The following is a 24,718-nucleotide window of genomic DNA, read 5'->3' on the forward strand; positions in this document are numbered from 1 at the left end:
GGGTCAACAGTCCCGACGACGGCAATTCTTCGGTCCCCGCTGTCTCACCGCGTCATTCGACCGCCTCGGCCGGGCCGTCGCGGACACCGATGCCCTTCGAGGCGAGGTGGCGCACCTGCCGCTTCGCGAAGCCCTCCTCCCGCGTGCCACGGGTCGCGAGCACGTAGACCAGGGCGGTGCCCTCGGGGCGCATCGTCCGGCCGGCGCGCTGTGCACCCTGCCGGCGCGACCCGCCGAGGCCGGAGGCGACGATGGCGAGTTCGGCGTCGGGCAGGTCGATGCCCTCGTCGCCGACGCGGGAGACGACGAGCGTGCGGCGGTCGCCGCGGCGGAACTCGGCGAACAGCTCCCGGCGGCGTGCGTGTGGCGTCTCGCCGGAGATGAACGGCGCGTCGAGTGCCTCGGCGAGCTGGTCGCCGTGGTCGAGGTACTCGACGAACACGAGCGCCTTCTTCTCGGGGTTCTCGGCGAGCAGGTGCTGCGTCTCGGTGACCTTCGCGGGGTTCATCGCGGCGAGCTGACGGCGGTGGTGGCCGGGGTCGGCGCTGGCGTGCTCGCTCTTCTCGTCTTCATCGGTCCACGGTACGTAGCGGATGTGTACCTCCGGCTCCTGCACGTACCCGGCCTCGAACAGCGCGTCCCAGTCGGTTCCGATGGGCGGGCCGACGAGCGTGAAGATGTCCTCCTCGCGGTCGTCCTCGCGGACGGGGGTCGCGGTGAGCCCGAGGCGATGTTTCGACTGCAGGTTGGCGGTGCGCCGACGCACGTCGGAGGGGATGTGCTGGACCTCGTCGTAGACGACCAGTCCCCACTCGCGGGAGTCGAACAGGCTCCGGTGACGGTCCATCCCCGCAATCTGGTACGTGGCGACCGTCACGGGGCGTACGTCCTTCGTCCCGCCGTGGTACTCGCCGACCTGGTCGGGCGAGAGCGACGTGTGGGTCAGAATCTCGTCGCGCCACTGCCCGGCGAGCTCGCGCGAGGGCACCAGGATAAGCGTCTCGCCCTCGATGGCGGCCATGACGCCCATCGCGGCGACAGTCTTGCCGCTGCCGGGCGGGCCGACCATCACGCCGGCCTTCGCCTCGAGGAACCGGTCGACCCAGGACTGCTGGTAGTCCCGCAGCACGAGCCCGAGCTCCATCGGTAGCTCGTCACCGCCCTCCAGATCGCGCTCGTCCTGCACCGGGTAGCCCGCCTCGTACAGCCGGCGTTTCACCTCGGCGAGCTTCTCCTCGGCGACCCACGCGGTCACGTCGTCGATGGGCGCCCGGATGCAGTCTTCGGGAAGCTTCTCCAGTGCGACGTTGCCCATGAGGCTCTCGTTCGCGGCTTCGAGCACGACGTAGCCGTCCTCGTGCGTGCGGAGGACGAACTGGTTCGCGCGTTTCCACTGATCCTCGACCCACGCCTCGAACTCCGGCGCGCGTTCGGGCAGCACTTGCCGCATCGTCCGCTCCAGCTTGTCGAACGACTCGTAGGGTGCCTGCCAGATGTCCCCCTGGCGCACCTCGTAGAGGTAGCCGCCCGACCGCGTCGTGTCGACCAGGTGGGCGAACTGCGAGCACTGCGCCCGCGTGAACTGCTTGGGCTGGTCGACGACGAACTGCCGGCGCTCCGGGAAGAAGACGACCCGCTCGCGCTCCAGCATCGCGCCCCAGTCGCTCGGGTACCAGATGGTCGGCTCGACGCCCGCGTCGGTCCGCTCGACCGCACCTTGCGATTCGAGGGCTTCGAGCGCCTGCAGGGTGGCCTCCTGGGTGCTGTCGAGCCGGCGCGCGAGCTGGGCGGCCGTGATGACCGGCCGGCCCTGCGCGTCGAGTGCGTCGTAGAACTCGTCGACGTCGATGGAGTTCGAGGGATCCTCCGCTGTCACTGTCGGTCACTAGGTCGTCCCGGGGCAAGCGTGTTTCGAGTGCAGTCCCGGGGTGTGTGTTGAACTACCGCGCCGTCCGGAGTTTTACCAGCAAGCCCCGACGAGTCGTCCCATGGAGCTCGTCGAAGCCACCGCCGACGACCTCGAGTCGCTCGTCGACCGCTGGCACTCGCTGGCGCGGGCGATGGAGGCCCACGACGAACTGAACGAACTCGCCGCGAACGTCGACGAAACCGCCGAGGAAGGGTTTCGCCGGCACCTCGACGACGACGCGGTCGACGACTACCTCGTCGTTCAGGGTAGCGAGCGCATCGGCTTCGTGACTCTCCGGGAAGGCAGCCACCCGTCCCGCGAGTACTCGCAGTACCTCCGCATCGTGAACCTCTTCATCGACGAGGCGTACCGGAACCGTGGCCACGGCGCTGCCGTCGTCGAACGAGTGAGGGCGCTGGCCCGCGACCGGGGCTGTGACCACCTCAAAGTCTCCTGCGAGTGGGCGAACGAGGGGGCGCGACGCTTCTACCGCGACGCGGGCTTCCGACCGAAGCAGGTCGACTTCGCGCAGCCCCTGAAGTGACCGGGCGATATCGGTCGAGAACAGTTCAGAGCCGGCTGACGGCACCGATGGCCGAGTCCAGCGGCGGCGCGTCGAACAGTTCGAGGCCGGTGTAGGCGTTCGCACCGGCGGTGTAGAGCTCGCTCGCGACGGCGAGAATCTCGTCGTCGAGGGGTTCGGGCTGGACTTCACAGAGCGACTTCCAGTCGGCGACGTCCTCGGTCTTCGCGTGCTCCTTGGCCTCGGTGACGGCGGCGACCCAGTCGGGCTGGGTGCGCTTGTGGTACTGCCGGATGACCTCCTTGGAGATCTGGGTGCCTTCGTAGCTGAAGCGGTTCTCGTCGAACGTGCCGACCACGTCGGCGACGCGGATCTCGCCGTCGAAGTAGAGGCACTCTATCTTCCCGTCCTCGTGGGTCAGTCCACCCCGCTCGGCCTGTTCGGTGACGACGCGGTTGACCTCGCGAGCGGTCCGTTCCAGCGCGTCGATGTCCGCACGGCCCGCGATGTTGTCGGCCTCGGCGTGGGAGAGGTAGCGGTCGGACTCCTCGAACTTCGTGGAGAACTCGACGATGGGCTCGTCGAGGTCGACCGCTTCGTCGGGCCACTCGTCGAAGTCCAGGCCGTGCATGACCGGGTCCGTCCGGTCTCGCAGGCTGGAGCCGACGGGGACGCGGTTCCGGAAGACGATCTCCAGCGGCACGAGGTAGTTCGACCCGGCCTCGGCGTGGAACGCGTCGTAGTCGTAGTTCCGTCCCTCGTGCGGGAGGTCGGGCACCTGCGTGAGGTCGATTGCCATCTCCCACGGCGGCTGGTCGGCCTCGCGCAGCGGCAGCGTGTCACCGTTGCGGACGACGCCCCGGTAGTGCGTCGGAATCCCCTCGTCCTCGAGGAGCTCGAAGTTGAACGCGCCCATCGAACAGAGCGAGGCACCCTTGTTCGCGATGGTGTCTGGCATCTTCCCCCAGTCGAAGACGGAGTAGTCGTCGGTGAAGACGAACGCGCCACGGCCCAGTTCGTCGGCGGTCGCCGGCTCCTCGATGCGGAACTCCTTGACGCTCGTCACGGACGGTCCCTCCGCAGGCGAGTGCTCATACTCGAACGGGCGAAGCCGTCACTAAAGAAGGTTTCACTACGCGGTCGAGGTTCCGCGAACCGCCTCCTCGATTTATCTGGCAGACGTGTCTTGTTACAGGCATGTTGCCCGCCGACACCGCCCTCGCGCTTGCGACGGGTCTCGGTGTCGTGTTCGCCCCCTACTACGTCTTCGGCGTGGAGGAGTACCCTGTCGACAGCATCGTCGAAGAGCCGCGGTCGATGCTGGTACTCGTCCCGTTCGGTTTCCTGCTGGTGCTGTTCACCGGCACCGCCGTCTATGGGCTACTCGGTATCGGCATCCTCACCCCGTTCGTCGTCTGGCTGTTTCTCACCGGGACGAAGACGTACGCTCGGTTCTTCGAAGGCGGTACCTCCGGCGACTCGATCGCTGGTGTCGTCATGGCCATCTCTCCAGTGATGATATTCGTGGTGGTCGTCGGAGCTATCGAGTACGGAATCAGGAGCGCGTTCGGCATCTACCCGCCGGGGTCGCTCTGCTGAGGACTGCGAGACTCTCGGGTCGGTGCTGGTGCCCGCCGAAATCCCGTGGACAACCGACCGCCGGTTCCACTACCCTTTTGGGCGTGAGACGCGAGTCTTGGACAATGGCCGACTCGTCCGAGCACAGCGCGGCTGACCTGCCCACGGACGGCTTCGACTACGAGCACGTTCCCGAGAGCGACCAGTCATTCGAGAACGCACTCGCGAAGGCGCGGGACGGGGAGCGACTCACCGTCGCGGACGGCATCGAGCTCATCACCACCGGCACCGACGTCGACGGCATCGACCAGTCCCGGAAGGAACTGGTGCTTGAGGCCGCCGACCGTCGGCGCGCCGAGGTCGTCGGGGACGAGGTCACGTTCGTCGCGAACCTGAACAACAACGTCACGACGGCCTGCAACACCGGCTGTCTGTTCTGCAACTTCAAGGACACCGCCCACGCGTTCGAGGACGACAGCGACGTGGCGCACGCCGGCTTCACGAAGACACCGGCGGAGTCCCGCGAGGTCGTCGCGTCGATGCTCGACCGGGGCATCTACGAGGTCACCTCCGTCTCCGGGCTGCATCCCGGGTTCGCGCTGAACGACGAGCACCACGAGATTCTGCAGGACTCGGACTGGAAGGAGACGAACTACAAGCCGCCCGAGCGGTACAGCACGGACCCGGGGACCTACGTCGAGCAGATGGCGGCGATGTCGGTCGACGACGTCCACCTGCACTCGATGACGCCGGAGGAGGCGTACCACGCCCGTCGCGGCACCGACTGGAGCTACGAGGAGGTGTACGGCGAGCTGAAGGAGGCTGGCCTCGACTCGGTACCCGGAACCGCCGCCGAGATACTGGTCGACGAGGTCCGGGACGTCATCTGTCCCGGGAAGATTCGGACCGACGAGTGGCTCGAAGCCATGGAGGCCGCCGCGAACGTCGGCCTGGGGCTCACCGCCACCATCATGTACGGCCACGTCGAGAACGCAGCCCACCGGGTGGTCCACCTCGACAAGGTCCGGGACCTGCAAGAGCGCGTCGACGGCGCCATCACGGAGTTCGTCCCGCTCTCTTTCGTCCACCAGTCGACGCCGCTGTACGAGCACGGCGTCGTCGACGGCGGCGCGAGCGAGGACGAGGACGAGCTGATGATCGCCGTCTCCCGGCTCTACCTCGACAACGTCGACCACGTGCAGTCCTCGTGGGTGAAGTACGGCGACGAGCAGGGCCTGAAGATGCTCAACTGCGGTGCGGACGACTTCATGGGCACCATCCTCTCCGAGGAGATCACCAAGCGCGCGGGCGGCGAGTACGGAGAGTTCCGCTCGTTCGACCAGTACGTCGAGATGATACGGGCCATCGGCCGCACGCCGGTCGAGCGCTCGACGGACTACGAGCAGCGCCGCGTCGTCGACGGGGACGCGCCGTTCGGCCCGGCACTCGGCCCTCGCTCCGACGGGACGCCCCTGCTCCGCGAGGAGGAAGGGGCACGGCCGACGGGGGACGAGGTCGCAGCCGACGACTGAACCGCACACCCTTTCACACCACTCACCCTACCGGCGGGCATGAACACGCTCGCGCCGGCCGACGGCGACGAACGCTACCGGCTCCCGCAGCACGCGCACATCGTCGTCTACGAGCGCGACGGCGGCCGCGGGCTCCTCACGGTCTACGACTGCGGCGCGGCACAGAAGCCGCCCACGGCACAGCTGCTCGGCGAGCTGGGCAGCGTGCGTGCCGAGCACGAGGTGCAGTCGAACCCGACGGGCTACGTGGTGCGGATGCGCGAACCGTCGGTCATCGCGCGGCAGGGAGAGGGCCACTGGGTCGTCAGGGCGGCGGAGTGAGCGGGTCTCAGGGTCCGATGCGTCGCTGTCTGAGCAGTGTCCGCAGATACTGTTCTCCGTGTGCCGTGATGCTGTAGGAGCCGTCGGTCCGTGCGCGGACGTAGCCAGCGCTCCGGAGGCGGTGGCAGAGGTGGTCGACAGTCGCCGGGTCGGCGTCGACCGTGCTCGTGAGCTCCGCGATGGGCATGGCGTGTGTGGTGTCGAGCGCGTGAAGGATGGCCAGGTCGGCCGGGCGGTCCGGCGCTGATGGTGAGTCGGGCGTGGGCTGGTCGGCGTCGGTTGCGTGAGTCTCGTCCATCCCACTCCAGCGAACGGGCGGCTGCAGCAAGAAGCTCACTAGGAGCCGTATCGAGTGCTCCCGAGCGGTCTATAGCTGGACCGTCGCCCCATCGAGGACCCGCCGGTACCGTCGGCCTGCCGGGGTGTCGCCGGTGAGCGCGTCGCGGATAGGGTCGTCGAGCCACCCATCACCGGGAGCGGGCTCGCCGTCGAAGTCGTCGGAGCGGAGGTCCCCGGGGAGGTAGCGTTCGTACACCGGGAGCCGCTCGCGCAGGGGGACGCCGGCCTCGTCGGCGATCTCCCGCAGCTCCCGGAGCGCCGGCCACTCGTAGTCGGGGTTGATGTAGTCGTCCGTCACCGGCGAGACACCGCCGAGGTCGTCGACCCCGCAGTCGAGTAGCTCGCGCGTCGGCGAGAGGTTCGGCGGCACCTGCACCGACACCGTCTCGGGGAGCACCCAGCGCGCCATCGCGACGACCCGGCGCATCGTCTCGACGCTCGGTTGGTCGAAGCGCGAGCGCTCGTTCGGGACGACGTTCTGGACGATCACCTCCTGTACGTGCCCGTAGCGCTCGTGCAGGTCACGGATGGCGAGCAGGCTCTCCGCACGGTCGCGCCAGTCCTCGCCGATGCCGACCAGGATGCCCGTCGTGAACGGCACCTGCAGCTCGCCGGCGTTCCGGATGGTGTTGAGCCGCTGTCCGGGTGATTTCACCCGGCGTCCCGCGTGGGCGTCCACGTCTGCCGTCGTCTCCAGCATCACGCCCATGCTGGCGTTGTACGGAGCGACCATCGCCATCTGTTCTCTCGTCTGGTCGCCGGGGTTCGAGTGCGGGAGGATGCCCCGGTCCAGGGTGTGTGCACACACCGCCCGGAGGTAGTCGTGGATGTCGTCGTAGCCCCAGCGGTCGAGCTGAGCGTGGATCGCGTCGTAGCGGTCGTCCGGTTCGTCGCCGAAGGTGAACAGGGCCTCCGTACAGCCGGCGTCGATGCCCCTGTCGAGCGTCTCGTTCACGTCGTCGTCGTCCATGAGCGTCGCCTCGCCCGGCGGGTCGAAGAACGTACAGTACGTGCAGGTGTACCGGCAGGCGGTCGTCAGCGGCAGGAAGACGTTCCGGGCGAAGGTGAGTTCGTCGGCGGGCTCGACGTCTTCGGGGGTGACCGAGAGGGCGCGCTCTACCTCGCGCTCGTCGAACGACAGCGAGACGCCGTACTCGTCCGCCCCCGGAATCATGCTCGGTGATGCGTGGTCGACGGGCAAAAGGGTGTCTCCCTGTGAAAACGCTGCCCGGAACTGCGATGGTCTCGTGTCGACCGGGCGGTGCGCTTCGGGGCTTCCCGACTCTCCGCGGTGGAAACGGCTCCCACGCCACACTGACCGCTCTGCCAGTTCCAGACGCAGACGACGCTCGCGGCTCCTGACCGAACGTTCCGAGAAAGCCAAAAGGGAGGTGGTGGTGGTGGTGGGTTCGCGCGCAGAGGCCTCGCGCATTCTGACGGAAGAGCCGTCCCTATATAGTGCCACGGAGCGACTCAGTCGTCGACTCGCACGGCGTTGACCCGGCCGTTTCCGCGCTCGATTCGAACCCCGTGGTTCGCGAGCCAGGTGGCGGCCCGGCCGTCCCCGTGGACGAGCACCTCGACCAGGTCGGCGCGCTCGTCGACGTCGGTGGCGAGCCGGTGGGAGTCGACCACCGTCACCGCGGCGCCGACGGTGCTCGCAGCCTCACGGTGGTCGAGGTAGGACGCGCCGTGGAAGTCGGTCCGGAACGCCGGGTCACGCACGACCAGGGCGTTCGTGCCCGCGCCACGGCCCGGCGCGACGACCACGTCACCGTCGGCTTCGAACAGCCGTTCGAGCACGGTGGGCGTCACGAGCGGCAGGTCGGCCATCACGACCGCGACCGCACCGTCGGTCTCTGCGAGCACGTCGTTCACGGCGGCAGTCAGCGACCGGTCGTCCACGCGGACGCGAGCGTCGACGTCGACCGGCGCGGTCGCGAGGACCACCGGCGTGTGACCCGCGGCCCGGACCGCGTCGAGCACGTCCGCGAGCATTGCCCGCGCGAAGGCGGCGCGCTCGCCGGCGTCGAGGACGCCGGAGAGCCGGGTCTTGGGGTTCTCGGCCGCGAACGGCACGACGACACGCATAGCTGGGGGTGGCCGTCGAATCCCAAAGAACGTTCCGAACCGCTCAGCCGAGGCGGCTGTAGTCGTCCTGCTGCTGGCGGTACCAGTAGAAGCCGCCACCGATGAGGGCGACGAGGACGACGCCGACGCCGGCGTAGAGGAGCAGCTGGTTGCGCTGCTCGGTCGACTCGGCGTTGCTCTTCGCCGTGTTGGCCTCGTCCTGGGCACGGTCGGCGAGGTTCTGGGCCTCACCGAAGCTGGAACCGCTCTCGTAGACCGAGATGGCCGATTCGAGCGAGGATTCCGCGGTCGAGGTGTCACCGCCGGCGCTGTCGGCGTCCTCGATTGCCTGCTCCGCCTCGCCGATAGCCTGGCGCGCGGCCTGGCTCTCCTCGGTGAAGTGGTGGGCCCGCTTCGTCGCGATCTCGTTCGAGGTGCCGCCCTCACGGACCTGCGTGAGGTTGCCGACGACGAACTTCTCCTCGTCGGGGTAGGTGAAGTTCTCGACGCCCGGGACGGTACCGGTCACCTCGACGGTGACCTGGTTGGCGTCGTTCGCTTCGGCGTCGATGTTCGAGTAGTTGAACGTCTGCCCGTCGAAGGACTGACGGTCGATCTGGTTCCCCGTGTCGGTGTCGGTGGTCGTCACCGTCCACGTCACGTCCTCCAGTTCGGTCTCCCCGCGGAGCGTCCACGACGTGTAGTCCGGGTTCTGGTACAGCTCACCGAGCGTCATCGTTGCGCTGTAGTCCTCGCCGACCTGTTCCTCGTTCGGGACATCCTCGTCGGTAACCTGCACGGCCACGGCTGTGCCGGCCGCGGCGAACGCCAGCAAGGCCACCGCAGCGAGGATCGCCCACCTAGAATAGCGGCTCGAGCTCATCCTCGTCATCTTCGACTAAGTTCTGTAAGTTATCTTCGCTTTCCTCCCGGATGGCCTCGATGTTGTCCTGCGCCTCGATGGCGACCTGCTGCAGCTCCTTGATACGCGGGACGTTGTTCACGCCCGACAGGAGGATACAGGACGCGACCTGGGGCTCGCGCAGCGGGTAGTCGCCGCCGCGGACCTCCATGGAGCCGGTCTGCTCCTCGAGCCACTTCCGCCCGCGCTCTATTCCTTTCCGGTTGAGGTGCTCCGTGGGGCCGGCCATGACGAGCAGGGCACGCTCCGCTCCCTCGATCTCACACGGCAGGGTCAGTCGCCCGAGCGCGGCCTTGCGGACGAGCGACGTGATGCGGTTGGTCGTGTGTGCGGTGTCGACCTGTTCGTCGTCGCCACCGGTGAACCGCGAGAGGAGGCCGCCGTCGTCGGACAGGTCGACCTCCTCCGTCGCGTAGCCGACGGTCGAGATGCCGCCGCCGGCCAGTGTGTTGATGATCTCGGAGGAGTCGACGACCGACTCGCCAACCTCGTCGCCCTGGCCGACCTCGCCGGCCCCGAACAGGACGCCGAAGCGTCGGACGATCTCCTCGTTGATCTCCTCGTAGCCGCCCTCGACGGACTCCCCGGACTGTCGCCAGGAGTCGTTGTCGAAGACCAGCAGGTTGTCGACCTCGCGGACGAACGTCTGGAACGACCGCGCGGCGTTCAGCGTGTAGATACCACCTTCGTCCGACCCGGGCAGGACACCCAGTCCGTACACCGGAATCGTGTAGATCCGCTTGAGGTGCTTGGCGAGGACGGGCGCGCCACCGCTCCCCGTGCCGCCGCCCATCCCAGCGACGACGAGGAACGCGTCGATCTCGTGTGTCGGAATCGAGTCGATGGCACCCTGGACCTCGTCGATGTCCTCCTCGGCGATCTCCGCGCCGAGCTCGTTATCAGCGCCGACACCGTGTCCCTTCACCCGGGACTGCCCGATGAGGACGCGGTTCTCGTTCTGAATGTTCTCCAGACCCATCAGGTCGGCCTTGGCCGTGTTGACCGCAATCGCCGAGCGGACGATACCGCTCTGTGTCCGTTCGTCGTAGTCGACGAATCGGTCGACGATCTTCCCGCCGGCCTGACCGAATCCAATCATCGCCAGTTTCATTTGAAAGGGGGCTCCGTTGGTTTGTCAAGAGTGGGATGAAGGATATAAGCCTTTGGATGGTCCCACTCTCGAACCGATGTCATGTTCCCAAAAATAACCGTCCAATAGGCCTGCTATCGTCCGAATTAGGCATACAATACTTCTCAATTTTTCCGTGACATTACCCCGGTCTATTTAAACCCTTCCGGGTGTCGCTTCCCCGATTAGGCGGTTGCTTCCGCCGTGTTCTCGACGCCGAGATACGACGACAGCGTCGTCAGCTCGCGGGGTTCGACACCGAACGCCCCGACGTCGTTGTCGTCGACCGTGTTGTCGACCTTCAGCGAGCGGGCCTGGTCGGGGCCGAACGGGATGAACGGGAGTGGCCCGGCCATCGTCATACCGAGTTTCGCAAGCGGCATCGGAACTGGCAGAATGCGGACTGATTTCCCCTCGGCGGCGTAGGCGAGGTGAGTGACGTCCGCGAGGGTCAGCACCTCCGGGCCACCGATGTCGTACGCCTCGCCGACGTGCTCGTCGTCCTCGACGGCGTCGGCGACCATCGGCACGAAGTCGCCGAGCCAGATGGGCTGGAACGGCGTCTTCCCGCCGCCGGGGAAGCCGGTGACGATCGGCGTCGTCAGCTTCTTCGTGAACGAGACGAACTCGCCGCCGTCGCCGAACACGACGGAGGGCCGGAACATGACCCAGTCGAGGTCGGAGGACCGGACGACCTCCTCGGCCTGTCCCTTCGTGCGGAGGTACGCCGTCGGGCCGTTCGGGTCGGCCCCGAGCGCCGACATCTGGACGAGCTTGCCGACGCCGTGCTCCTCGCAGGCACGCACGACGTTCTCGGTCCCCTGCAGGTGGACGGTCTCGTGGCTGATGTTCCCCTTCGGCTTGAACAGCGGCGACAGCGCGACCAGATTGACCGCCACGTCCTGCCCCTCGAAGTGCGGCCCGATGGACTCGTAGGCGCTCACGTCCCCCATCGCCGTCTCGACGGTGTTCGGCAGGTCCGCATCGTCGGGGTTCCGGGCGAGGGCGGTCACGTCGTGGCCACGGTCGGCCAGCTCTGCACACAGTCGGCGTCCGATGAAGCCGGTTCCGCCGGCGACAATCACGTTCATACCGCGAGTATTGGTCAGGAATCAGGATAAAGCCTCGCCCAACGGCAGGTCGTCGACCGAGACGTCGGCGGCGAACGACCCGAGGTTGTCGCCTGTACACAGGTAGCATGCCCTCTCGTCGGGAGTGTCAGGACGCGGACGGAAGGACTCGACGACCCCTAGCGAACCTGCAGCCAGGCCCTGGACAACCCCGGCGGGATGACAGCGAAGGTGGCGGAGAGTCCGACAGACAGATACGGTTGCCCACAGAAACACCGGCCATGCTCGTCACGCTGGAGGGACTCGACGGCAGCGGGAAGACGACGGTCTGGGAGGCCTTACACGACACCTACCCGGACGCGACGTTCACCCGCGAACCGACCGAGTCCTGGTACGGCGAGGCCGTCGACCGCGCCATCGCGGCCGACGACGCCGACCCGCTGGCCGAACTGTTCCTGTTCATCGCCGACCACGCCGACCACCTCTCGCGGGTCGTCCGCCCCGCGCTGGCCGACGGCGACCTCGTCATCTCGGACCGCTACTCGGACTCGCGCTACGCCTACCAGGGGGCGACGCTTGAGGGCGAGGTCAAGCGCCCGATGGAGTACATCCGCGGAGTGCACCAGCCGTTCACGCAGCCGCCGGACGTGACGATCTACCTCGACGTGGACCCCCGGACCGCGATGCAGCGCTCGGGCGCGACGAACAAGTTCGAGCAGTCGAAGTACCTCACCCAGGTGCGCCAGAACTACGAGCAGCTGATGGAGTGGCAGCCCGAGCGGTTCGTCCGCGTCGACGCCACGCAGTCGCCGGAGGGCGTCCTCGACGACGTGGAGGACGTCTTCGAGCGGATTCTCGACGCGGAGTGACTACTCCCGCATCGTATCCGGGAGCTCGATCTCGTCAGGCGACGGCATCCAGAAGAAATCGACGCTGACGCCGAGCACGAGGGGGAGTGCGATGGCGACCAGCAGCGCGAGACTCTGGGAGCCCAGGTTCGCGCCGAGACTGAGCACGCCGGAGACGACGAGCGTCGTCGCGAGCAGCGCGACCGGTGTGAGCAGCACGACGTAGATGACCGACCCCCAGTCGGTGTCGAGCCGTTGGCGGAAGAACCGGGTAGAGACGGCTGCGATAGCGGTGTTGAGAGTGACGAGGACCAGCAGGCCGATGACGCCGACCGGTGAGACCATACCGACCCTAGGGACGGCAGAACCTTTGACGTATCGGAACGGCTTTCAACCGCGCTGAGTTTGCAACCAACATGCATCGAGTCATCGGAGAACGGGACGTTGAGGAGACACCGTTCTCGCCCGAACAGGCCCGGACGCTCTACCGAGATATGGTCCGGGCTCGCCGTTTCGACGAGCGTGCGCTGGCGCTCCAGCGCCGCGGCTGGATGAGCGGATACCCGCCGTTCAAGGGACAGGAGGCGTCGCAGGTCGGTGCAGCCCACGCCATGGCGGAGGCGGACTGGCTGTTCCCGACGTATCGCTCGAACGCGATGCAGATCGCTCGCGGCGTGCCGATGAGCGACCTGCTGCTGTTCCGACGCGGCAGAGCCGAGTTCGACTCCGGCCACACCCTCCCGGTGTTCCCGCAGGCGGTGCCCATCGCGACGCAGATTCCCCACGCGACCGGCGCGGGGATGGCGATGAACTACCGCGACGACGACGGCGCGGTCGTCTGCTACTTCGGCGACGGCGCGACCTCGGAGGGTGACTTCCACGAGGGCCTGAACTTCGCCGGTGTCTTCGACACCCCGACAGTGTTCTTCTGCGAGAACAACAACTGGGCCATCTCGCTCCCCCGCGAGCGCCAGACCGCTGCGACCTCTATCGCCGACCGCGCGGAGGCCTACGGCTTCTCCGGCGGGCAGGTCGACGGGAACGACCCGCTCGCCGTGCTGGAGTTCGTCGGCAGCGCGCTGGAGACCGCCCGCGACGGCGAGCCCGTGCTCGTCGAGAGCATGACCTACCGGCAGGGCGCACACACCACCAGCGACGACCCGTCGCGCTACCGAGAGGAGGAGTCGGACCTCCCGGAGTGGCGGACCCGCGACCCCCTCGACCGGTACGAGGAGTACCTCCGCGAGCAGGGACTCATCAACGACGAGTACGTCGAGACCATCCACGAGGAGGCCGACGAGGAACTGTCAGACGCCGTCGACCGCGCGGAGGCGAAGGAGCCCGCCGAGCCCGAAGAGGTGTTCGACCCGGTCTACGCCGAACTCCCGTCGCGGCTCCAGAAACAGCGCGAGGAGGCACTCACCTTCGCCGCGGAACACGACGTCCAGGAGCTGGACCACTAGCGAGCGGGGGCGTCCCGTCACTGTAGCGAGATGTAGGTCTTCGTGTCGGCGACGCCGCCGAACTTCTGCATCTCTCCGGTCACCGTGTGCAGCACGTCGTACACCTCGTCGGCGTCGACCTCGGTGATGATGTCGTAGTTTCCGGCGACGATGTGTGCCTCCGTCACCGCCTCCAGGCTGCGAATCGAATCGAGGAGCTCCTCGGACTTTCCGGCTGCAGTCTTCACCATGATGAACGCGTGTACCATTCGTGCTGTGGTACTATGTCACATGGCAAAAACCTTCCCCCGGCACGGGGACCGCCGCCAGGGTAAGTTATTCAAGGTGGGTGAGCGTATGCTGGAATATGCGGTTCGTTATCATAGGCGCTGGTCGAGTTGGACTGCGCACGGCGCGCGTGCTCAGAGACGAAGGACACGAGGTCACGCTCGTCGAGCGCGACGAACGGAAGATTGGGCGCGCACGCGAACAGGATTTCACCGTCGTCGAAGGCGATGGGTCTCACGAGGACGTACTGGAGGAGGCAGGGATCGCGGAGGCCGACGCCATCGGCGCGCTGACGGGAGACCTGAACACGAACTTCGCGGCCTGCATGATCGCCAACCACAACGGCGCACGCACCATCATGCGCATCGACGAGGACTACCGCGAGGACATCTACCGGAAGTACGCCGACGCAGTCGACGAGGTCGTCTACCCCGAGCGGCTGGGGGCCATCGGCGCGAAGAACGCGCTGCTCGGCGGCGACATCCACGCGATCGCCGACATCGCACAGAACCTCCAGCTCGTCGAGCTCACCGTGACCGAGGAGTCGCCGATGCGTGGTTACTCGCTCTCGGAGGTCGAGCTGCCCGCGAGTGCGACCATCATCGCGTTCGGCAAAGCCGAGGGGTCGCTCATGCTTCCGGATCCCGACGAGTCCCTCGAACTCGGCGACCGCGCGGTCGTACTCGCGGACTTCGACGTGCTCGCGGACGTGCGCCAGCTCATCGTCGGCAACGCCAGCCGGGCCGCAGCCGCAGGAGGTGTCTAATCGTGGTCACAGCCTACATCATGATCAAGGCGAACACGGGCGAGGCGGACAGGCTGAAGGAGAACATCGAGGCGAGCGAGGGCGTCGACCACGCCTACATCGTCGCCGGCGACGTCGACGTCATCGCGAAGGTGACCGTGGACTCGCCGGGTGCGGTCAAGGACATCGCGGCGTCGAAGATACAGAGTATCCGCGGCGTCGAAGACACACAGACCTACATCGCGATGGACTGAGTCGGATTACCAGCGCTACCCCCCGCCGTTCGTCGCGGTCGCGAGCAGGTCGGCGGCCGGTTCTTCGTAGTCGTAGCCCGGAATCAGCCCCTGGACGTACGTTCCCTCAACGAACTCAGCGAGCACTTTCGCGTCCGCCACACCGGTTTTCGCTCGCCCGGAGCGGTAGGTGAACGTCGCGACGACCGCCCCCGCGCGGCGCTCGACGGCCGGCTCGTCGTGATCGACGGTCTTCGCGGGGTCGAACGAGTCCTCCAGCCGCAGTTCGAGCGTCTCGAACCAGCCGTCCTCGACGACCGGCGGGACGGTCTCGTCGGCGACCACGGTGTCCAGCGTCGGCAGGCGCACCGTCACCTCGAACGCGGTTCCGGCGTCCTCCTTGCTCGTCGCGGTCGCCCGTACGTCGAACGGGGTGGTCGTCAGGTCGTAGCCGTCGTCCACGGGCGTGAACGCGTCGTGGCGGTCGAACGCACGCTCGGCCGACTCGGGCAGCTGTGTCATGTCCCCCGCTAGGCCGTCGAAAAGGATGGAAGTTGCGTTCCGGGCGCGTTCGTCCGGCTCAGCCGAGCAGGTAGCGCATCCACGGGTAGCGTTCGACCAGCGGCTGCCCATCGACCTCGTACTGCTCGACTCTGGCGTCCAGGCCGAGGATGCGCCCCGCCCCGAAGGCGGCGACGGAGAGGAACACGAGCATGTACGCGAAGTCACCGTTGATGTAGCCGTGCGTGACCTCCCAGTTCCCGAGGTAGAACAGGAGCATCATGAACGCACCCCAGAACGCGGCCAGTCGCGTGAGAAAGCCCACGATGAGCCCGAGTCCGATGAGCAACTCGCCCCACGGGACCGCGACGTCGACGAAGCTGACGAACCAGCCTGTCTCGCCCATCGTCACGAACAGGTCCGCGACGGGACTCCCGTTCGCCGGCGGTGAGTTCACCAGGTAGCCCGATGCGCTGAAACTCCCCGATAGCACCTTGTCGACACCGCTCTGTAAGAACGCGATCCCCATCATCAGTCTGAGCGCCAGGATGAACCAGACACTCAGCGAGTGCAGTTTGCCGGTCGCCGTGTAGCCCCCGAGCGTACTCCGGAGCTGGATCTCTTGGGTTGCCATGTCACGTGAAGTCGTACCACTGTCCCTGTATTAAAAATACCGCGTGAATAGCCCGGCTACGCCCCGGTCTCCTCGGCCTGGCCCTCCTCCTCGGCGTCGAGTACACCCCGAACCGCCATCTCGACCTCGTCGAAGTTCGACAGGGTCAGCCCGTCGGTCGTGACGAACACGCCCTCCGTCTCGGTCGTGACTCGCACCAGGAACCCGTTCTCGAACACGCGGATTGTGTACTCGTACTCGCCCAGCTCGGACTGCTGGTACGCCGCCTGCGTCGTTTTGAACCCGCGCCACTCGTGGCCCACGAACGTCGTCAGGTCCGCGTCCCGCTCCAGGTCGCTCCGGAGGTACAGCTGCTCGAAGTCGTCCCGTGTGAAGTACGTCACCGACCGCAGACTGTCGCCGATCGTCGTTCTGCATGCCGACACGATGCGGTCCGCGCCCCGCTCCGTCACCAGGCTGGCCATGGTCGTTGTCGTCCATCCATGGACATAAGACCGCCGTTGTGCACAGGTGACCGTCCGTGTCCCCGATACTGCAGTTCAGTGACCTGTCATTGACCGTTATATTTACGTATGAAACTTCCGTAGTTGAGACTGGTTCCTGAGTATTCGGGGCCCGGCCGACGAGACATCTGTCATGTCCACAGGTCGCGTTGGTCGCGGCGGCTGCCTCCGCCATGCCCGGCAGCCGCTTTCTGCGAGCCTGATACCGACGCCAGCGACTGGCGTGGCTCGCCGGCCCTTGCTCCTCGACGCACCTGTCCCGACTCACTGATATGTGTCTGGCGCCCGGGCTGCTGTGCCCGCCGACCCGACCGGTCACGGCAGCCGTGACGGGGGCAGAAGTCGAACTTCCGCGCTCCGCTCGTGTGTTCGAATCCTCGCTCTCGGCTCGCTGGCGCTCGCCGTTCGCTGTCCGCGGCGGCGAGCGGCCCCGCACTTCTCGCAGACACGTCTCTCACGTTCGCTCGAGACAGTATGCGAGGGGCAGGATTCGAACCCGCGAACCCCTATGGGAGCGGATCTTAAGTCCGCCGCCTTTGGCCGCTCGGCCACCCTCGCGCGGTCGGGAGTTCACCCGGCGGCTTCAAGACGATTTCGCTTACCAGTCCACGCTGAGGGTCCCGTCGCCGTGCGGGTCGGGCGCGATCTCCTCGTCGGTGCGCCGGTCGACGATGTGGATGATGCCCGTGTCCTTCTTGGCGGGGCAGACCTCGGCGGCGCGGACGTTGTGGTCGAGCTCGTCCTCGCCGAAGAAGTAGGTCCTCGGGCGGGCCAGCCCGGTGTCGATGTCGAGGTCCCAGTTCCCGGACACCTCGGCGCACTTGCCCGCGCCGAAGCACTTGTTGGCCTCGAAGATTATCTTGTAAGGCTTCTCCTCGACCGGTGGGGCGTCCGACTCGCCGATCTCGCTCGGCGTGTGGGCGTCCTCGGCGTCGCTCATGTCTGGCTTTCGGAGGCGGGCGAACTTTCGTGTGTCGGTTCCGGCGTCCCTACGTCGGTCAGTACGACCACACGGCCGCGAGGATGCCAGCGGTCTGGCCGACGCCGACGAGCGCGAAGCCAAGCAGCGCCAGGGGCTCCGAGCTCGAGAGCTCGGGCGAGAGCAGGTACGCACCAGCACCGATGGCGCTCAGGGCGGCACCGGCCTGATAGACGCGGGGGGTGCGGTCCACGTTCTCACCGGTGTAGACGTACGCAGCGGCCGGAACGAGCATCCAGCCGGCGACCGCGACCCGTGCCAGCGTGGTGTTCACCGGGTCGGCGAAGACGGCGACCGTGCCGAGCGCGTTCAACACGATACCGACGAGGAGGACGACCTTCCAGGCGAGGAGCACGCCTTCCTGCATGTCGCGCCACGAGAGGAGGGTGAAGGCGACGAGCAGCACGTCCATCACCACCATCCCAATTCTGACGGCCTCGAGTCCCGCGAGCTCCACGTGGGCGGCGGCGGCGAACGTCCACGCGAGCGGGACCAGCAGCCCGGGGCCTGTCTCTCGGAGTCGTCGGAGCATGGTGGCACATCGAAGGGGAGCGAAAAGAGCGTACCCCCTCGAAGCGCGGGGCGACGGAAAAACGTCGGGCGGTCGCGTTACTCGTGGATGTCGATGCCCTCGATGACGGCCTCCTCCTGGGGCTGGTCACGGGGCCCGGTCGGAAGCGAGCCGATGGCCTCGACGACGTCCATGCCGTCGGTGACCTTGCCGAAGACGGCGTGCTTGCCGTCGAGGTGCGGCTGGGCGTCGAGGGTGATGAAGAACTGGCTCCCGTTCGTGTTCGGGCCGGAGTTCGCCATCGAGAGCACGCCGGGGCCGTCGTGGCTCAGGTCGTCGTGGAACTCGTCCTCGAACTCGTAGCCGGGCCCGCCGCGGCCGGTGCCGGTCGGGTCGCCGCCCTGGATCATGAAGTCGCCGATGACGCGGTGGAACGGGACGCCGGCGTACAGCGAGTCGCCGCGTGTCTCGCCGGACTCGGGGTCCTCCCACGTCGGCGTCTCGACTGCTGGCTCGTCGTTCGCGGCCGGCTCGTGCTTCGCGAGGTTGACGAAGTTCTCGACGGTGTTCGGGACGCGCTCGTCGTACAGCTCGACCTCGATGTCGCCGTGATTCGTGCGGATGGTTGCAGTCAGACTCATGTCTCCACCCAGGAGCGCGCTCGGGAAAACGTTGTGGATACGTCGACGGCGGGACGTTGCGGCTGTGGCGGTGCGGTCCTGTCGCCGACTCGGCACCCCCCATGGATTCAATAACGAGCGGGTCGAAAACTTCGAACGAATGACCCGCTCGGCGCGTCACCGACGCGAGCACGTGACACTCGCCAGACTCCCCTCCGGCGTCGAGATCACGACGACCGTTCACAGCTACGAGGGGCCGGACGACGGACCGACGGTGTACGTGCAGGCGGCCCAGCACGGCCGCGAGATAAACGGCACCGAGGTCCTCCGCCGGCTGCACGACGAGCTACCGACGACCGACCTCGCCGGTAAGCTGGTCGCGGTGCCGGTCGCGAACCCGCTCACGTTCGACCGCATCTCCTACACGACACCGGAGGTGCTCGATTCGGTCAACCCGAACATGAACCGGGTGTGGCCGGGGGACTTCGACGGGAGCCTCCACCAGCGCATGGCAGCGGCGCTCTGGACGTACGCGGGCGAGGCCGACGTCATCGTCGACCTCCACACCGGCAGCCCCTCGATGCTCACTCACACCGTGTTCACGCAGGGCGACGACCGCTCGCGCGAACTCGCCGAGGCGTTCGGGACCGACCTGTTGCTCGCCGAGCCGTCGGGCGAGGATGCCCCGGAGACCTGGCACCGACGTGGTTTCGACGGCAAGCTCCGCGTCGCCGCCTCGGCCGAGGGCATCCCGGCCATCACGCCCGAACTCGCCCACAACAAGCAGATCGTCGAGGACGCGGTCTCGACGGGCGTCCGCGGGACCCTGAACGTCCTCCGCCACCTCGGCGTGCTCGACGGGCAGGTGATCGCGGGTGAGTCACCACAGGTCGCCCGGAACCATCTCGGTCGGGTCGACGCGGCGGAGTCGGGGCTGTTCCGGCCGAACCCGTCGCTCGAGCTCGGACAGCGCGTCGAGACCGGCGACCACCTCGGGCACGTCTACCACCCGTCGACGTACGAGGTGCTCCAGCGCGTCGAGTGCGACCGCGACGGCATCTGCTACGCCATCACTCGCGAGGCGACGGTGAAGGGTGGCGACCGGCTCGTCAGCGTCGCCATCCCGGTCGAGGAGTAGTGCTCAGGCCCGCGCAGGCAGCAGTTCGGAGAGCGCGACCTTCCGCAGCTCGCCGTCCAGTCTGACGAGCACGTCGAGCGTCGGGTCGTAGTCGTACAGCAGCTCCCGACAGACGCCGCAGGCGGAGATGACGACCGGGTCGTTCGCGGGGTCGTTCTCCCGGAAGCGCACCGCGACGGAGCAGTCGAACGAGTCGTGACCGTCGGCGAGTGCGTTCTCCAGCGTGACGGGCTCGCAGTGGACGGTCGCCTGGTCGACGCTCGACTTCAGGTTCACGGCGGTGTAGACGGTGCCGTCCTCGGTCCGGAGCGCGGAGGCGACCCGGTGTCGGTCCGGGTCGAATCTGGCTTCCAGTGTCTCGACGGCGGCGTCGACGAGCTCGTGGTCGGCGGCGTAGGGCGGTCGGGGCTCCATGGCGGCGCTTGGACCGCCGGGGCAAAAAGGGTCCGTCAGACGGGGGGGAACCGCAACTGTGATTTTCTCCTGAGCACTCGGTCCGAGCCCATGACGGACGACGACGACCCCGCAGCCTGGTGGGACGAGGCGTACGAGCGCGACGCGGCTCCGTGGGACACCGGCGAACCGCAGTCGGTGCTCGCGGGCGTCGCCGACCGTCCTGAGTGCTGGCGCGTCCTCGCCCCAGGCTGCGGGACCGGTACGCACGCCGTCCACTTCGCGGGCCACGGCCACGACGTAGTCGGCGTCGACATCTCCGAGAACGCCGTCGAGCACGCCCGGGCCAACGCCGACGAGCACGGCGTCGAGGCGACGTTCCACGTCGACGACGTGCGCGAGCTCGACGGCGTCGACGGGCCGTTCGACGCGGTCGTCGACAGCGGCACCTTCCACGTGTTCGCCGGCGCGGAGCGCGAGCGGTACGTCGACGCGCTCGCGGGCGTGGTCGCCGACGGCGGCCGAGTGTTCCTCCTCGCCTTCGGGGCCGATGCCCCCGACGACGCCGGGCCGACACCGGTCTCGCACGACGACGTGCGGACGGCGTTCGCCGAGGGCTGGAGGGTTCGAGAGGTTCGGGACGCGCCGTTCGGGACGCGCCACGGCGACGTGCCCGGGACCTACGCGGTCGTCGAGCGGACGGCGGAGAACAACGAAACGGCGTGAGAAACGGACCGACGGCAGTCAGAACGCGCGGAGGTCCTCGAGGACAGCGGCGGCGTCGCCCGACGCGATGGTCTCGCGGGCGAGTTCGAGGCCGTCGTCCAGCGAGTCGACGTCGTCGCGGGCGTACATCCGGAACGCGGCGTTGAGTGCGACGGCGTCGGCGAACTGGTCGTCGCGCTCGCCGGCGAGGACCGCCTCGGTGATGGCGGCGGACTCCGCGGCCACGTCGTCGACGCCGAGGTCCTCGCCCTCGAAGTCCATGCCGAACTCGGCGGTCTCGATTTCGTAGTCGTCGACCGCGTCGTCGCCGTCGTGCCACTCCGCGACCTTCGTGTAGCCGGGGCGGATGTCGTCGTAGCCCTCCATGCCCTGGAACATGACGACCTTGTCGACGTCGAGTTCCTCGCTCGCGGCGAACGTGTTGCAGGTCTTCTTGGCGAACGCGAGGTGGTAGAAGGAGCCGAGGTGGACGTCGGCGTTGGCGGGGTTCGCGAACGTCTCGACCGTGTTGACGAACGTCCGGACGCCCATCTGGTCGCGGCGGTCGAACAGCTCGTCGATGCCCGGGTTGAACGCGGGCTGGTAGTAGAAGCCGAAGCCGGTCTCGTCGACCATGTCCGCGCTCTCCTCGGGCGAGAGTTCGGTGCGGACGCCGAGCTCGTCGAGCACGTGCTTGTAGGCGTCCTGCTTCTGCGTGGGGACGCGGTCGCCGCTGTGGGCGACGACCGGTGTGCCAGCGGCGGCGGCGACGACGCCCGCGGCGACGCCGAAGATGGCCGACCGGCCCTTGCCGTCGTAGTTCGCACCGCAGTCGACGGGGTCGGCGTCGGGCTCGGCCGTGACGACGCTCTCCTCGCGCATCACGTCGGTGTACGCCGCCAGCTCTTCGGGGTTGTTGCGCTTCCAGCGGTTCGCCAGCCAGAACGCTCCGAGTGTCGTCGGGTCGGGCTCGCCGCCGAGGATGCGCTGGAACGCCTCGCGGGCCTGTCCACGGTCCATGTCCGCCGCGGACTTGTGGCCGGAGCCGACGACCTCCGTCATCAGTCGCTTCAGGGGCCACTCGCCGTACTCGCGGGTCGCTTGTGCCATGTCCGCTCGTTAGAACGGTCCGAGGAAAAGTCGCCCGGTCCGTTCCCAGCGTGTGGGAGTCGCGTCACGGACCATCGCCCTTCGAAACACGTACCTTGGCCAGGTCCCTAGCGCCGACGATGAACACGCAGTCGGGCGAGTGGTGCGAGGAGGTAGACGAGGTCGACGCCCGCCTCATCGACGGCTACCAGTCGGGCTTCCCGGTGGTAGAGCGCCCGTTCCGCGTCGTCGGTGAGGAGCTGGGCGTCTCCGAGAGCGAGGCGTTCGAGCGCGTCCAGCGGCTCCGCGACGAGGGGGTCTTCCGACGGTTCGGTGCGGTGCTGAACCCGCCGGTCATCGGCTCCTCGACGCTCGCGGCGGTGCAGGCTCCCGCGGACCGCTTCGACGAGGTCGCCGAGATAATCAACGGCTACCGGCAGGTGAACCACAACTACCGGCGCGAGCACGAGTGGAACATGTGGTTCGTCGTCACTGCCGGTTCGCGGGAGACACGGGACCGCATCCTCGACGAGATAGCGGAGCGGACCGGCTGTGACGTCCTCAATCTCCCGATGCTCACCGACTACTACATCGACCTGGAGTTCCCGGTGGTCAACGCGGACCGGTTCGCCCGGGAGTCCGTCGAGTCGACCGAGGTCTCCGCGACCCGCATCTCGGAGAACGCGACGGGCGACCTCTCGCGGTTCGACGCCGAACTCCTGCTCGCCATCCAGTCGGGCTTCCCGCTGTCAGAGACGCCCTACCGCGACATCGCGGCGGAGATTGCCCCGAAACTCGACGGAGATGTCACCGTCGAGATGGTGCTCGACGGGGTCGAGCGCCTCTGCGAGGACGGCTGCATCAAGCGCGTCGGCTGCATCGTCAACCACGTCGTCACGGGGTTCTCGAACAACTGCATGGTCGTCTGGGACGTGCCCGACGACGAACTCGACGAGCGCGGGCTGGCGGTGGGCGAACTCCCCTACGTCACGCTCTGCTACCACCGCCCGCGCCGACCAGAGCAGGACTGGCCGTACAACCTGTTCACGATGATCCACGGCCGCGACCCCGACGCCGTCGACGAGAAGGTCGACGAACTCGCCAGCGACTACCTCCCGGTCGACCACGAACGACTCTACTCCACGGAGACGCTGAAGCAGACGGGCGCGCAGTACGAGGAACTGGTCGGGGAGTAGCTGGTAACCGGACGGCCGCGAGCGGTGCGCGGTTCGAAGAGCGCAGTGAGGGAGTGGCCGTTTTTCGGCCCAGCGTTTTTCGAGGACTGGTCACGAGCGGAGCGAGCGACCCGACGACGAAACCGGCGGTCGTACCGTCGTGACGACCGAAGAATATGAACCTTCTGCACTCGGGTTCTCTCCCCAACCCAAAGGCTATTTTACGCCCATCGCCTACCGGCCGATAATCATGTCCCGGAGTCCTTCGCTGCCCGACCGTCCGCGGTTAGACCTCGACCCGGACATGTCGGAGGAAGAGCGGTTGTCCGCGCTCCGTGAGCACTTCGCAGACGTCACTGAAGTGCACGCGAAGCTCTCCAGTCAGCTGGAGGCTGCTCACGAGCGCCGCGACGAGCTGAAAGACGAGGTCGACCAGACGGAGCGGGAGAACGAGGCGCTGAAGACGTCCTCGCTCTACATCGCGACCGTCGAGGAGATCGACGAGGAGACACAGGAAGCCGTGGTCAAGCAACACGGCAACAACCAAGAGGTGCTCACCGATGTCTCTCGTCGGATGGGCGAGGAGCTGCAGGCGGGCGACCGCGTCGCGGTCAACGACTCGTTCTCGGTCCAGAGCATCCTCGCGAGCGAGACCGACGCCCGTGCGCAGGCGATGGAAGTAGACGAGAGCCCCGAAGTCGAGTACGCCGACATCGGCGGTATCGACGAGCAGGTCCGCGAGGTCCGCGAGGCCGTCGAGGAGCCGCTCGTCAACCCCGAGAAGTTCGACACGGTGGGCATCGACCCGCCGTCCGGCGTCCTCCTCCACGGTCCGCCGGGGACCGGGAAGACGATGCTCGCGAAGGCCGTTGCCAACGAGACCGACGCCACCTTCATCAAGATGGCCGGCTCCGAGCTCGTCCGCAAGTTCATCGGCGAGGGCTCTCGGCTGGTCCGTGACCTGTTCGAGCTCGCGTCCGAGCGCGAACCGGCTATCATCTTCATCGACGAGATAGACGCCATCGCCGCGAAGCGCACGGAGTCAAAGACCTCCGGCGACGCAGAGGTCCAGCGGACGATGATGCAGCTACTCTCCGAGATGGACGGCTTCGAAGCCCGAGGAAACATCCGTATCATCGCCGCCACCAACCGCTTCGACATGCTCGACCGCGCCATCCTCCGCCCCGGCCGGTTCGACCGCCTCATCGAGGTGCCCGAGCCCAATGCGGAGGGCCGCGAGCGCATCTTCGAGATCCACACCGAGCAGATGAACATCGCGGACGACGTGACCTTCGCCGACCTCGCCGCGGAGACGGCGGGCTACTCCGGCGCGGAGATCGCCAGCGTCGCTACCGAGGCCGGCATGTTCGCCATCCGCGACGGCCGCACCGAGGTCCGCAAGGAGGACTTCGTCGAGGCTCTGGAGAAGATCGAGGCCGACGACGGCGGCGAGTTCGTCCCCTCGGCAGGCCACGCGACGTACCACTACTGAACGGCGAGGCGACGCCGAACCGCGGACTT

30 protein-coding genes and 1 tRNA gene are annotated in these 24,718 nt (G+C 67.3%); 12 read left to right on the forward strand and 19 right to left on the reverse strand.

Annotation, left to right across the window (positions count from 1 at the left end):
- Window positions 1–52: 52 nt before the first annotated feature.
- Window positions 53–1,876 carry a DEAD/DEAH box helicase gene (locus NO978_RS03685; protein WP_257298171.1) on the reverse strand — a complete coding sequence of 608 codons (1,824 nt, stop codon included), beginning with the start codon at window positions 1,874–1,876 and terminating at the stop codon, window positions 53–55.
- Window positions 1,877–1,988: 112 nt separating this feature from the next.
- On the opposite strand from NO978_RS03685, the gene NO978_RS03690 reads away from it, so the two are divergent.
- Complete coding sequence (locus NO978_RS03690) at window positions 1,989–2,453, forward strand: N-acetyltransferase (RefSeq protein WP_257298172.1); 465 nt, start codon at window positions 1,989–1,991, stop codon at window positions 2,451–2,453.
- 25 nt (window positions 2,454–2,478) lie between these two features.
- Here the strand turns inward: NO978_RS03690 and NO978_RS03695 are convergent, their stop codons facing one another.
- Window positions 2,479–3,498, reverse strand: coding sequence for a phosphoribosylaminoimidazolesuccinocarboxamide synthase (locus NO978_RS03695; protein WP_257298173.1), 1,020 nt, complete (start codon window positions 3,496–3,498; stop codon window positions 2,479–2,481).
- A gap of 131 nt (window positions 3,499–3,629) precedes the next feature.
- On the opposite strand from NO978_RS03695, the gene NO978_RS03700 reads away from it, so the two are divergent.
- From NO978_RS03700 to NO978_RS03710, 3 genes are all read left to right on the forward strand, one after another.
- Window positions 3,630–4,031 (forward strand): hypothetical protein, encoded by a 402-nt coding sequence (locus tag NO978_RS03700; RefSeq protein ID WP_257298174.1) that lies wholly within the window; start codon window positions 3,630–3,632, stop codon window positions 4,029–4,031.
- Window positions 4,032–4,135: 104 nt separating this feature from the next.
- On the forward strand, window positions 4,136–5,542 hold the full coding sequence (gene cofH, locus NO978_RS03705) for a 7,8-didemethyl-8-hydroxy-5-deazariboflavin synthase subunit CofH (RefSeq protein WP_257298175.1): 1,407 nt from the start codon (window positions 4,136–4,138) through the stop codon (window positions 5,540–5,542).
- A gap of 39 nt (window positions 5,543–5,581) precedes the next feature.
- Window positions 5,582–5,863 carry a hypothetical protein gene (locus NO978_RS03710; protein WP_257298176.1) on the forward strand — a complete coding sequence of 94 codons (282 nt, stop codon included), beginning with the start codon at window positions 5,582–5,584 and terminating at the stop codon, window positions 5,861–5,863.
- A gap of 7 nt (window positions 5,864–5,870) precedes the next feature.
- Here the strand turns inward: NO978_RS03710 and NO978_RS03715 are convergent, their stop codons facing one another.
- The 6 genes from NO978_RS03715 to NO978_RS03740 form a co-directional block, all read right to left on the reverse strand.
- Entirely contained in the window at window positions 5,871–6,161 is a 291-nt protein-coding gene (locus tag NO978_RS03715; RefSeq protein WP_257298177.1) for a winged helix-turn-helix domain-containing protein, read from the reverse strand.
- 69 nt (window positions 6,162–6,230) lie between these two features.
- A complete protein-coding gene (cofG, locus tag NO978_RS03720) occupies window positions 6,231–7,376 on the reverse strand; it encodes a 7,8-didemethyl-8-hydroxy-5-deazariboflavin synthase subunit CofG (protein ID WP_257298178.1) in 1,146 nt (381 codons plus the stop codon).
- 299 nt (window positions 7,377–7,675) lie between these two features.
- Complete coding sequence (cofC, locus tag NO978_RS03725) at window positions 7,676–8,293, reverse strand: 2-phospho-L-lactate guanylyltransferase (RefSeq protein WP_257298179.1); 618 nt, start codon at window positions 8,291–8,293, stop codon at window positions 7,676–7,678.
- Between the two features lie 43 nt (window positions 8,294–8,336).
- Window positions 8,337–9,155 carry a hypothetical protein gene (locus NO978_RS03730; protein ID WP_257298180.1) on the reverse strand — a complete coding sequence of 273 codons (819 nt, stop codon included), beginning with the start codon at window positions 9,153–9,155 and terminating at the stop codon, window positions 8,337–8,339.
- Complete coding sequence (locus NO978_RS03735) at window positions 9,133–10,305, reverse strand: tubulin/FtsZ family protein (protein ID WP_257298181.1); 1,173 nt, start codon at window positions 10,303–10,305, stop codon at window positions 9,133–9,135. Before NO978_RS03735 ends, NO978_RS03730 begins: the two co-directional genes overlap by 23 nt.
- Window positions 10,306–10,508: 203 nt before the next feature.
- Window positions 10,509–11,414 carry a complex I NDUFA9 subunit family protein gene (locus NO978_RS03740; RefSeq protein ID WP_257298182.1) on the reverse strand — a complete coding sequence of 302 codons (906 nt, stop codon included), beginning with the start codon at window positions 11,412–11,414 and terminating at the stop codon, window positions 10,509–10,511.
- A 260-nt stretch (window positions 11,415–11,674) separates the two neighbouring features.
- Here NO978_RS03740 and tmk point away from each other — a divergent pair, with 260 nt between their 5' ends.
- Entirely contained in the window at window positions 11,675–12,262 is a 588-nt protein-coding gene (gene tmk, locus NO978_RS03745) for a dTMP kinase (RefSeq protein ID WP_257298183.1), read from the forward strand.
- On the opposite strand, the gene NO978_RS03750 is transcribed toward tmk, so the two are convergent.
- Window positions 12,263–12,586, reverse strand: a complete 324-nt coding sequence (locus NO978_RS03750; protein ID WP_257298184.1) for a hypothetical protein — start codon at window positions 12,584–12,586, stop codon at window positions 12,263–12,265.
- Window positions 12,587–12,657: 71 nt separating this feature from the next.
- On the opposite strand from NO978_RS03750, the gene pdhA reads away from it, so the two are divergent.
- A complete protein-coding gene (gene pdhA / locus NO978_RS03755) occupies window positions 12,658–13,704 on the forward strand; it encodes a pyruvate dehydrogenase (acetyl-transferring) E1 component subunit alpha (protein WP_257298185.1) in 1,047 nt (348 codons plus the stop codon).
- Window positions 13,705–13,721: 17 nt separating this feature from the next.
- Here pdhA and NO978_RS03760 read toward each other — a convergent pair whose 3' ends face one another.
- Window positions 13,722–13,952 (reverse strand): Lrp/AsnC family transcriptional regulator, encoded by a 231-nt coding sequence (locus NO978_RS03760; RefSeq protein WP_257298186.1) that lies wholly within the window; start codon window positions 13,950–13,952, stop codon window positions 13,722–13,724.
- Window positions 13,953–14,050: 98 nt separating this feature from the next.
- Here NO978_RS03760 and NO978_RS03765 point away from each other — a divergent pair, with 98 nt between their 5' ends.
- Window positions 14,051–14,737 (forward strand): TrkA family potassium uptake protein, encoded by a 687-nt coding sequence (locus NO978_RS03765; RefSeq protein ID WP_257298187.1) that lies wholly within the window; start codon window positions 14,051–14,053, stop codon window positions 14,735–14,737.
- A gap of 2 nt (window positions 14,738–14,739) precedes the next feature.
- Window positions 14,740–14,970, forward strand: a complete 231-nt coding sequence (locus NO978_RS03770; RefSeq protein ID WP_257298188.1) for an Lrp/AsnC ligand binding domain-containing protein — start codon at window positions 14,740–14,742, stop codon at window positions 14,968–14,970.
- A gap of 15 nt (window positions 14,971–14,985) precedes the next feature.
- On the opposite strand, the gene NO978_RS03775 is transcribed toward NO978_RS03770, so the two are convergent.
- The 7 genes from NO978_RS03775 to NO978_RS03805 form a co-directional block, all read right to left on the reverse strand.
- A complete protein-coding gene (locus tag NO978_RS03775; protein ID WP_257298189.1) occupies window positions 14,986–15,471 on the reverse strand; it encodes a DUF5813 family protein in 486 nt (161 codons plus the stop codon).
- Between the two features lie 58 nt (window positions 15,472–15,529).
- Complete coding sequence (locus tag NO978_RS03780) at window positions 15,530–16,084, reverse strand: DoxX family protein (protein WP_257298190.1); 555 nt, start codon at window positions 16,082–16,084, stop codon at window positions 15,530–15,532.
- A gap of 56 nt (window positions 16,085–16,140) precedes the next feature.
- Window positions 16,141–16,548, reverse strand: a complete 408-nt coding sequence (locus tag NO978_RS03785; protein ID WP_257298191.1) for a hypothetical protein — start codon at window positions 16,546–16,548, stop codon at window positions 16,141–16,143.
- 514 nt (window positions 16,549–17,062) lie between these two features.
- A tRNA-Leu gene (locus NO978_RS03790) sits at window positions 17,063–17,145 on the reverse strand.
- A gap of 40 nt (window positions 17,146–17,185) precedes the next feature.
- On the reverse strand, window positions 17,186–17,527 hold the full coding sequence (locus NO978_RS03795) for a ferredoxin (protein WP_257298192.1): 342 nt from the start codon (window positions 17,525–17,527) through the stop codon (window positions 17,186–17,188).
- A gap of 58 nt (window positions 17,528–17,585) precedes the next feature.
- Window positions 17,586–18,098, reverse strand: coding sequence for a hypothetical protein (locus NO978_RS03800; protein WP_257298193.1), 513 nt, complete (start codon window positions 18,096–18,098; stop codon window positions 17,586–17,588).
- Between the two features lie 77 nt (window positions 18,099–18,175).
- Entirely contained in the window at window positions 18,176–18,718 is a 543-nt protein-coding gene (locus NO978_RS03805) for a peptidylprolyl isomerase (protein WP_257298195.1), read from the reverse strand.
- A gap of 139 nt (window positions 18,719–18,857) precedes the next feature.
- Here NO978_RS03805 and NO978_RS03810 point away from each other — a divergent pair, with 139 nt between their 5' ends.
- On the forward strand, window positions 18,858–19,835 hold the full coding sequence (locus tag NO978_RS03810; protein WP_303647189.1) for a succinylglutamate desuccinylase/aspartoacylase family protein: 978 nt from the start codon (window positions 18,858–18,860) through the stop codon (window positions 19,833–19,835).
- Window positions 19,836–19,838: 3 nt separating this feature from the next.
- On the opposite strand, the gene NO978_RS03815 is transcribed toward NO978_RS03810, so the two are convergent.
- Window positions 19,839–20,249 carry a cytidine deaminase gene (locus NO978_RS03815; protein WP_257298197.1) on the reverse strand — a complete coding sequence of 137 codons (411 nt, stop codon included), beginning with the start codon at window positions 20,247–20,249 and terminating at the stop codon, window positions 19,839–19,841.
- 90 nt (window positions 20,250–20,339) lie between these two features.
- On the opposite strand from NO978_RS03815, the gene NO978_RS03820 reads away from it, so the two are divergent.
- Entirely contained in the window at window positions 20,340–20,954 is a 615-nt protein-coding gene (locus tag NO978_RS03820) for a cyclopropane-fatty-acyl-phospholipid synthase family protein (protein ID WP_257298198.1), read from the forward strand.
- An 18-nt stretch (window positions 20,955–20,972) separates the two neighbouring features.
- Here NO978_RS03820 and NO978_RS03825 read toward each other — a convergent pair whose 3' ends face one another.
- Window positions 20,973–22,043: an anthranilate phosphoribosyltransferase gene (locus NO978_RS03825; RefSeq protein WP_257298200.1), complete on the reverse strand. Its 1,071-nt coding sequence runs from the start codon at window positions 22,041–22,043 to the stop codon at window positions 20,973–20,975.
- Window positions 22,044–22,162: 119 nt separating this feature from the next.
- Here NO978_RS03825 and NO978_RS03830 point away from each other — a divergent pair, with 119 nt between their 5' ends.
- Both NO978_RS03830 and NO978_RS03835 read left to right on the forward strand, forming a co-directional pair.
- Window positions 22,163–23,218, forward strand: coding sequence for an Lrp/AsnC family transcriptional regulator (locus NO978_RS03830; protein WP_257298201.1), 1,056 nt, complete (start codon window positions 22,163–22,165; stop codon window positions 23,216–23,218).
- Between the two features lie 229 nt (window positions 23,219–23,447).
- Window positions 23,448–24,689 (forward strand): proteasome-activating nucleotidase, encoded by a 1,242-nt coding sequence (locus NO978_RS03835; protein ID WP_257298202.1) that lies wholly within the window; start codon window positions 23,448–23,450, stop codon window positions 24,687–24,689.
- The last annotated feature ends 29 nt before the right edge of the window (window positions 24,690–24,718 follow it).

The sequence above is a fragment of the Haloarchaeobius sp. FL176 genome (assembly GCF_024609245.1).
In the GTDB taxonomy this organism is placed as follows: Archaea; Halobacteriota; Halobacteria; order Halobacteriales; family Natrialbaceae; genus Haloarchaeobius.

What these genes read in the sequence shown, in the direction of transcription:
- NO978_RS03690 (WP_257298172.1), top strand. Translation starts at nt 1,989, where the DNA reads ATGGAGCTCGTCGAAGCCACCGCCGACGACCTCGAGTCGCTCGTCGAC.
- NO978_RS03700 (WP_257298174.1), top strand. Translation starts at nt 3,630, where the DNA reads ATGTTGCCCGCCGACACCGCCCTCGCGCTTGCGACGGGTCTCGGTGTC.
- cofH (WP_257298175.1), top strand. Translation starts at nt 4,136, where the DNA reads ATGGCCGACTCGTCCGAGCACAGCGCGGCTGACCTGCCCACGGACGGC.
- NO978_RS03710 (WP_257298176.1), top strand. Translation starts at nt 5,582, where the DNA reads ATGAACACGCTCGCGCCGGCCGACGGCGACGAACGCTACCGGCTCCCG.
- NO978_RS03715 (WP_257298177.1), bottom strand. Translation starts at nt 6,161, where the DNA reads ATGGACGAGACTCACGCAACCGACGCCGACCAGCCCACGCCCGACTCA.
- cofG (WP_257298178.1), bottom strand. Translation starts at nt 7,376, where the DNA reads ATGATTCCGGGGGCGGACGAGTACGGCGTCTCGCTGTCGTTCGACGAG.
- cofC (WP_257298179.1), bottom strand. Translation starts at nt 8,293, where the DNA reads ATGCGTGTCGTCGTGCCGTTCGCGGCCGAGAACCCCAAGACCCGGCTC.
- NO978_RS03730 (WP_257298180.1), bottom strand. Translation starts at nt 9,155, where the DNA reads ATGAGCTCGAGCCGCTATTCTAGGTGGGCGATCCTCGCTGCGGTGGCC.
- NO978_RS03735 (WP_257298181.1), bottom strand. Translation starts at nt 10,305, where the DNA reads ATGAAACTGGCGATGATTGGATTCGGTCAGGCCGGCGGGAAGATCGTC.
- NO978_RS03740 (WP_257298182.1), bottom strand. Translation starts at nt 11,414, where the DNA reads ATGAACGTGATTGTCGCCGGCGGAACCGGCTTCATCGGACGCCGACTG.
- tmk (WP_257298183.1), top strand. Translation starts at nt 11,675, where the DNA reads ATGCTCGTCACGCTGGAGGGACTCGACGGCAGCGGGAAGACGACGGTC.
- NO978_RS03750 (WP_257298184.1), bottom strand. Translation starts at nt 12,586, where the DNA reads ATGGTCTCACCGGTCGGCGTCATCGGCCTGCTGGTCCTCGTCACTCTC.
- pdhA (WP_257298185.1), top strand. Translation starts at nt 12,658, where the DNA reads ATGCATCGAGTCATCGGAGAACGGGACGTTGAGGAGACACCGTTCTCG.
- NO978_RS03760 (WP_257298186.1), bottom strand. Translation starts at nt 13,952, where the DNA reads ATGGTACACGCGTTCATCATGGTGAAGACTGCAGCCGGAAAGTCCGAG.
- NO978_RS03765 (WP_257298187.1), top strand. Translation starts at nt 14,051, where the DNA reads ATGCGGTTCGTTATCATAGGCGCTGGTCGAGTTGGACTGCGCACGGCG.
- NO978_RS03775 (WP_257298189.1), bottom strand. Translation starts at nt 15,471, where the DNA reads ATGACACAGCTGCCCGAGTCGGCCGAGCGTGCGTTCGACCGCCACGAC.
- NO978_RS03780 (WP_257298190.1), bottom strand. Translation starts at nt 16,084, where the DNA reads ATGGCAACCCAAGAGATCCAGCTCCGGAGTACGCTCGGGGGCTACACG.
- NO978_RS03785 (WP_257298191.1), bottom strand. Translation starts at nt 16,548, where the DNA reads ATGGCCAGCCTGGTGACGGAGCGGGGCGCGGACCGCATCGTGTCGGCA.
- NO978_RS03795 (WP_257298192.1), bottom strand. Translation starts at nt 17,527, where the DNA reads ATGAGCGACGCCGAGGACGCCCACACGCCGAGCGAGATCGGCGAGTCG.
- NO978_RS03800 (WP_257298193.1), bottom strand. Translation starts at nt 18,098, where the DNA reads ATGCTCCGACGACTCCGAGAGACAGGCCCCGGGCTGCTGGTCCCGCTC.
- NO978_RS03805 (WP_257298195.1), bottom strand. Translation starts at nt 18,718, where the DNA reads ATGAGTCTGACTGCAACCATCCGCACGAATCACGGCGACATCGAGGTC.
- NO978_RS03810 (WP_303647189.1), top strand. Translation starts at nt 18,858, where the DNA reads ATGACCCGCTCGGCGCGTCACCGACGCGAGCACGTGACACTCGCCAGA.
- NO978_RS03815 (WP_257298197.1), bottom strand. Translation starts at nt 20,249, where the DNA reads ATGGAGCCCCGACCGCCCTACGCCGCCGACCACGAGCTCGTCGACGCC.
- NO978_RS03820 (WP_257298198.1), top strand. Translation starts at nt 20,340, where the DNA reads ATGACGGACGACGACGACCCCGCAGCCTGGTGGGACGAGGCGTACGAG.
- NO978_RS03825 (WP_257298200.1), bottom strand. Translation starts at nt 22,043, where the DNA reads ATGGCACAAGCGACCCGCGAGTACGGCGAGTGGCCCCTGAAGCGACTG.
- NO978_RS03830 (WP_257298201.1), top strand. Translation starts at nt 22,163, where the DNA reads ATGAACACGCAGTCGGGCGAGTGGTGCGAGGAGGTAGACGAGGTCGAC.
- NO978_RS03835 (WP_257298202.1), top strand. Translation starts at nt 23,448, where the DNA reads ATGTCCCGGAGTCCTTCGCTGCCCGACCGTCCGCGGTTAGACCTCGAC.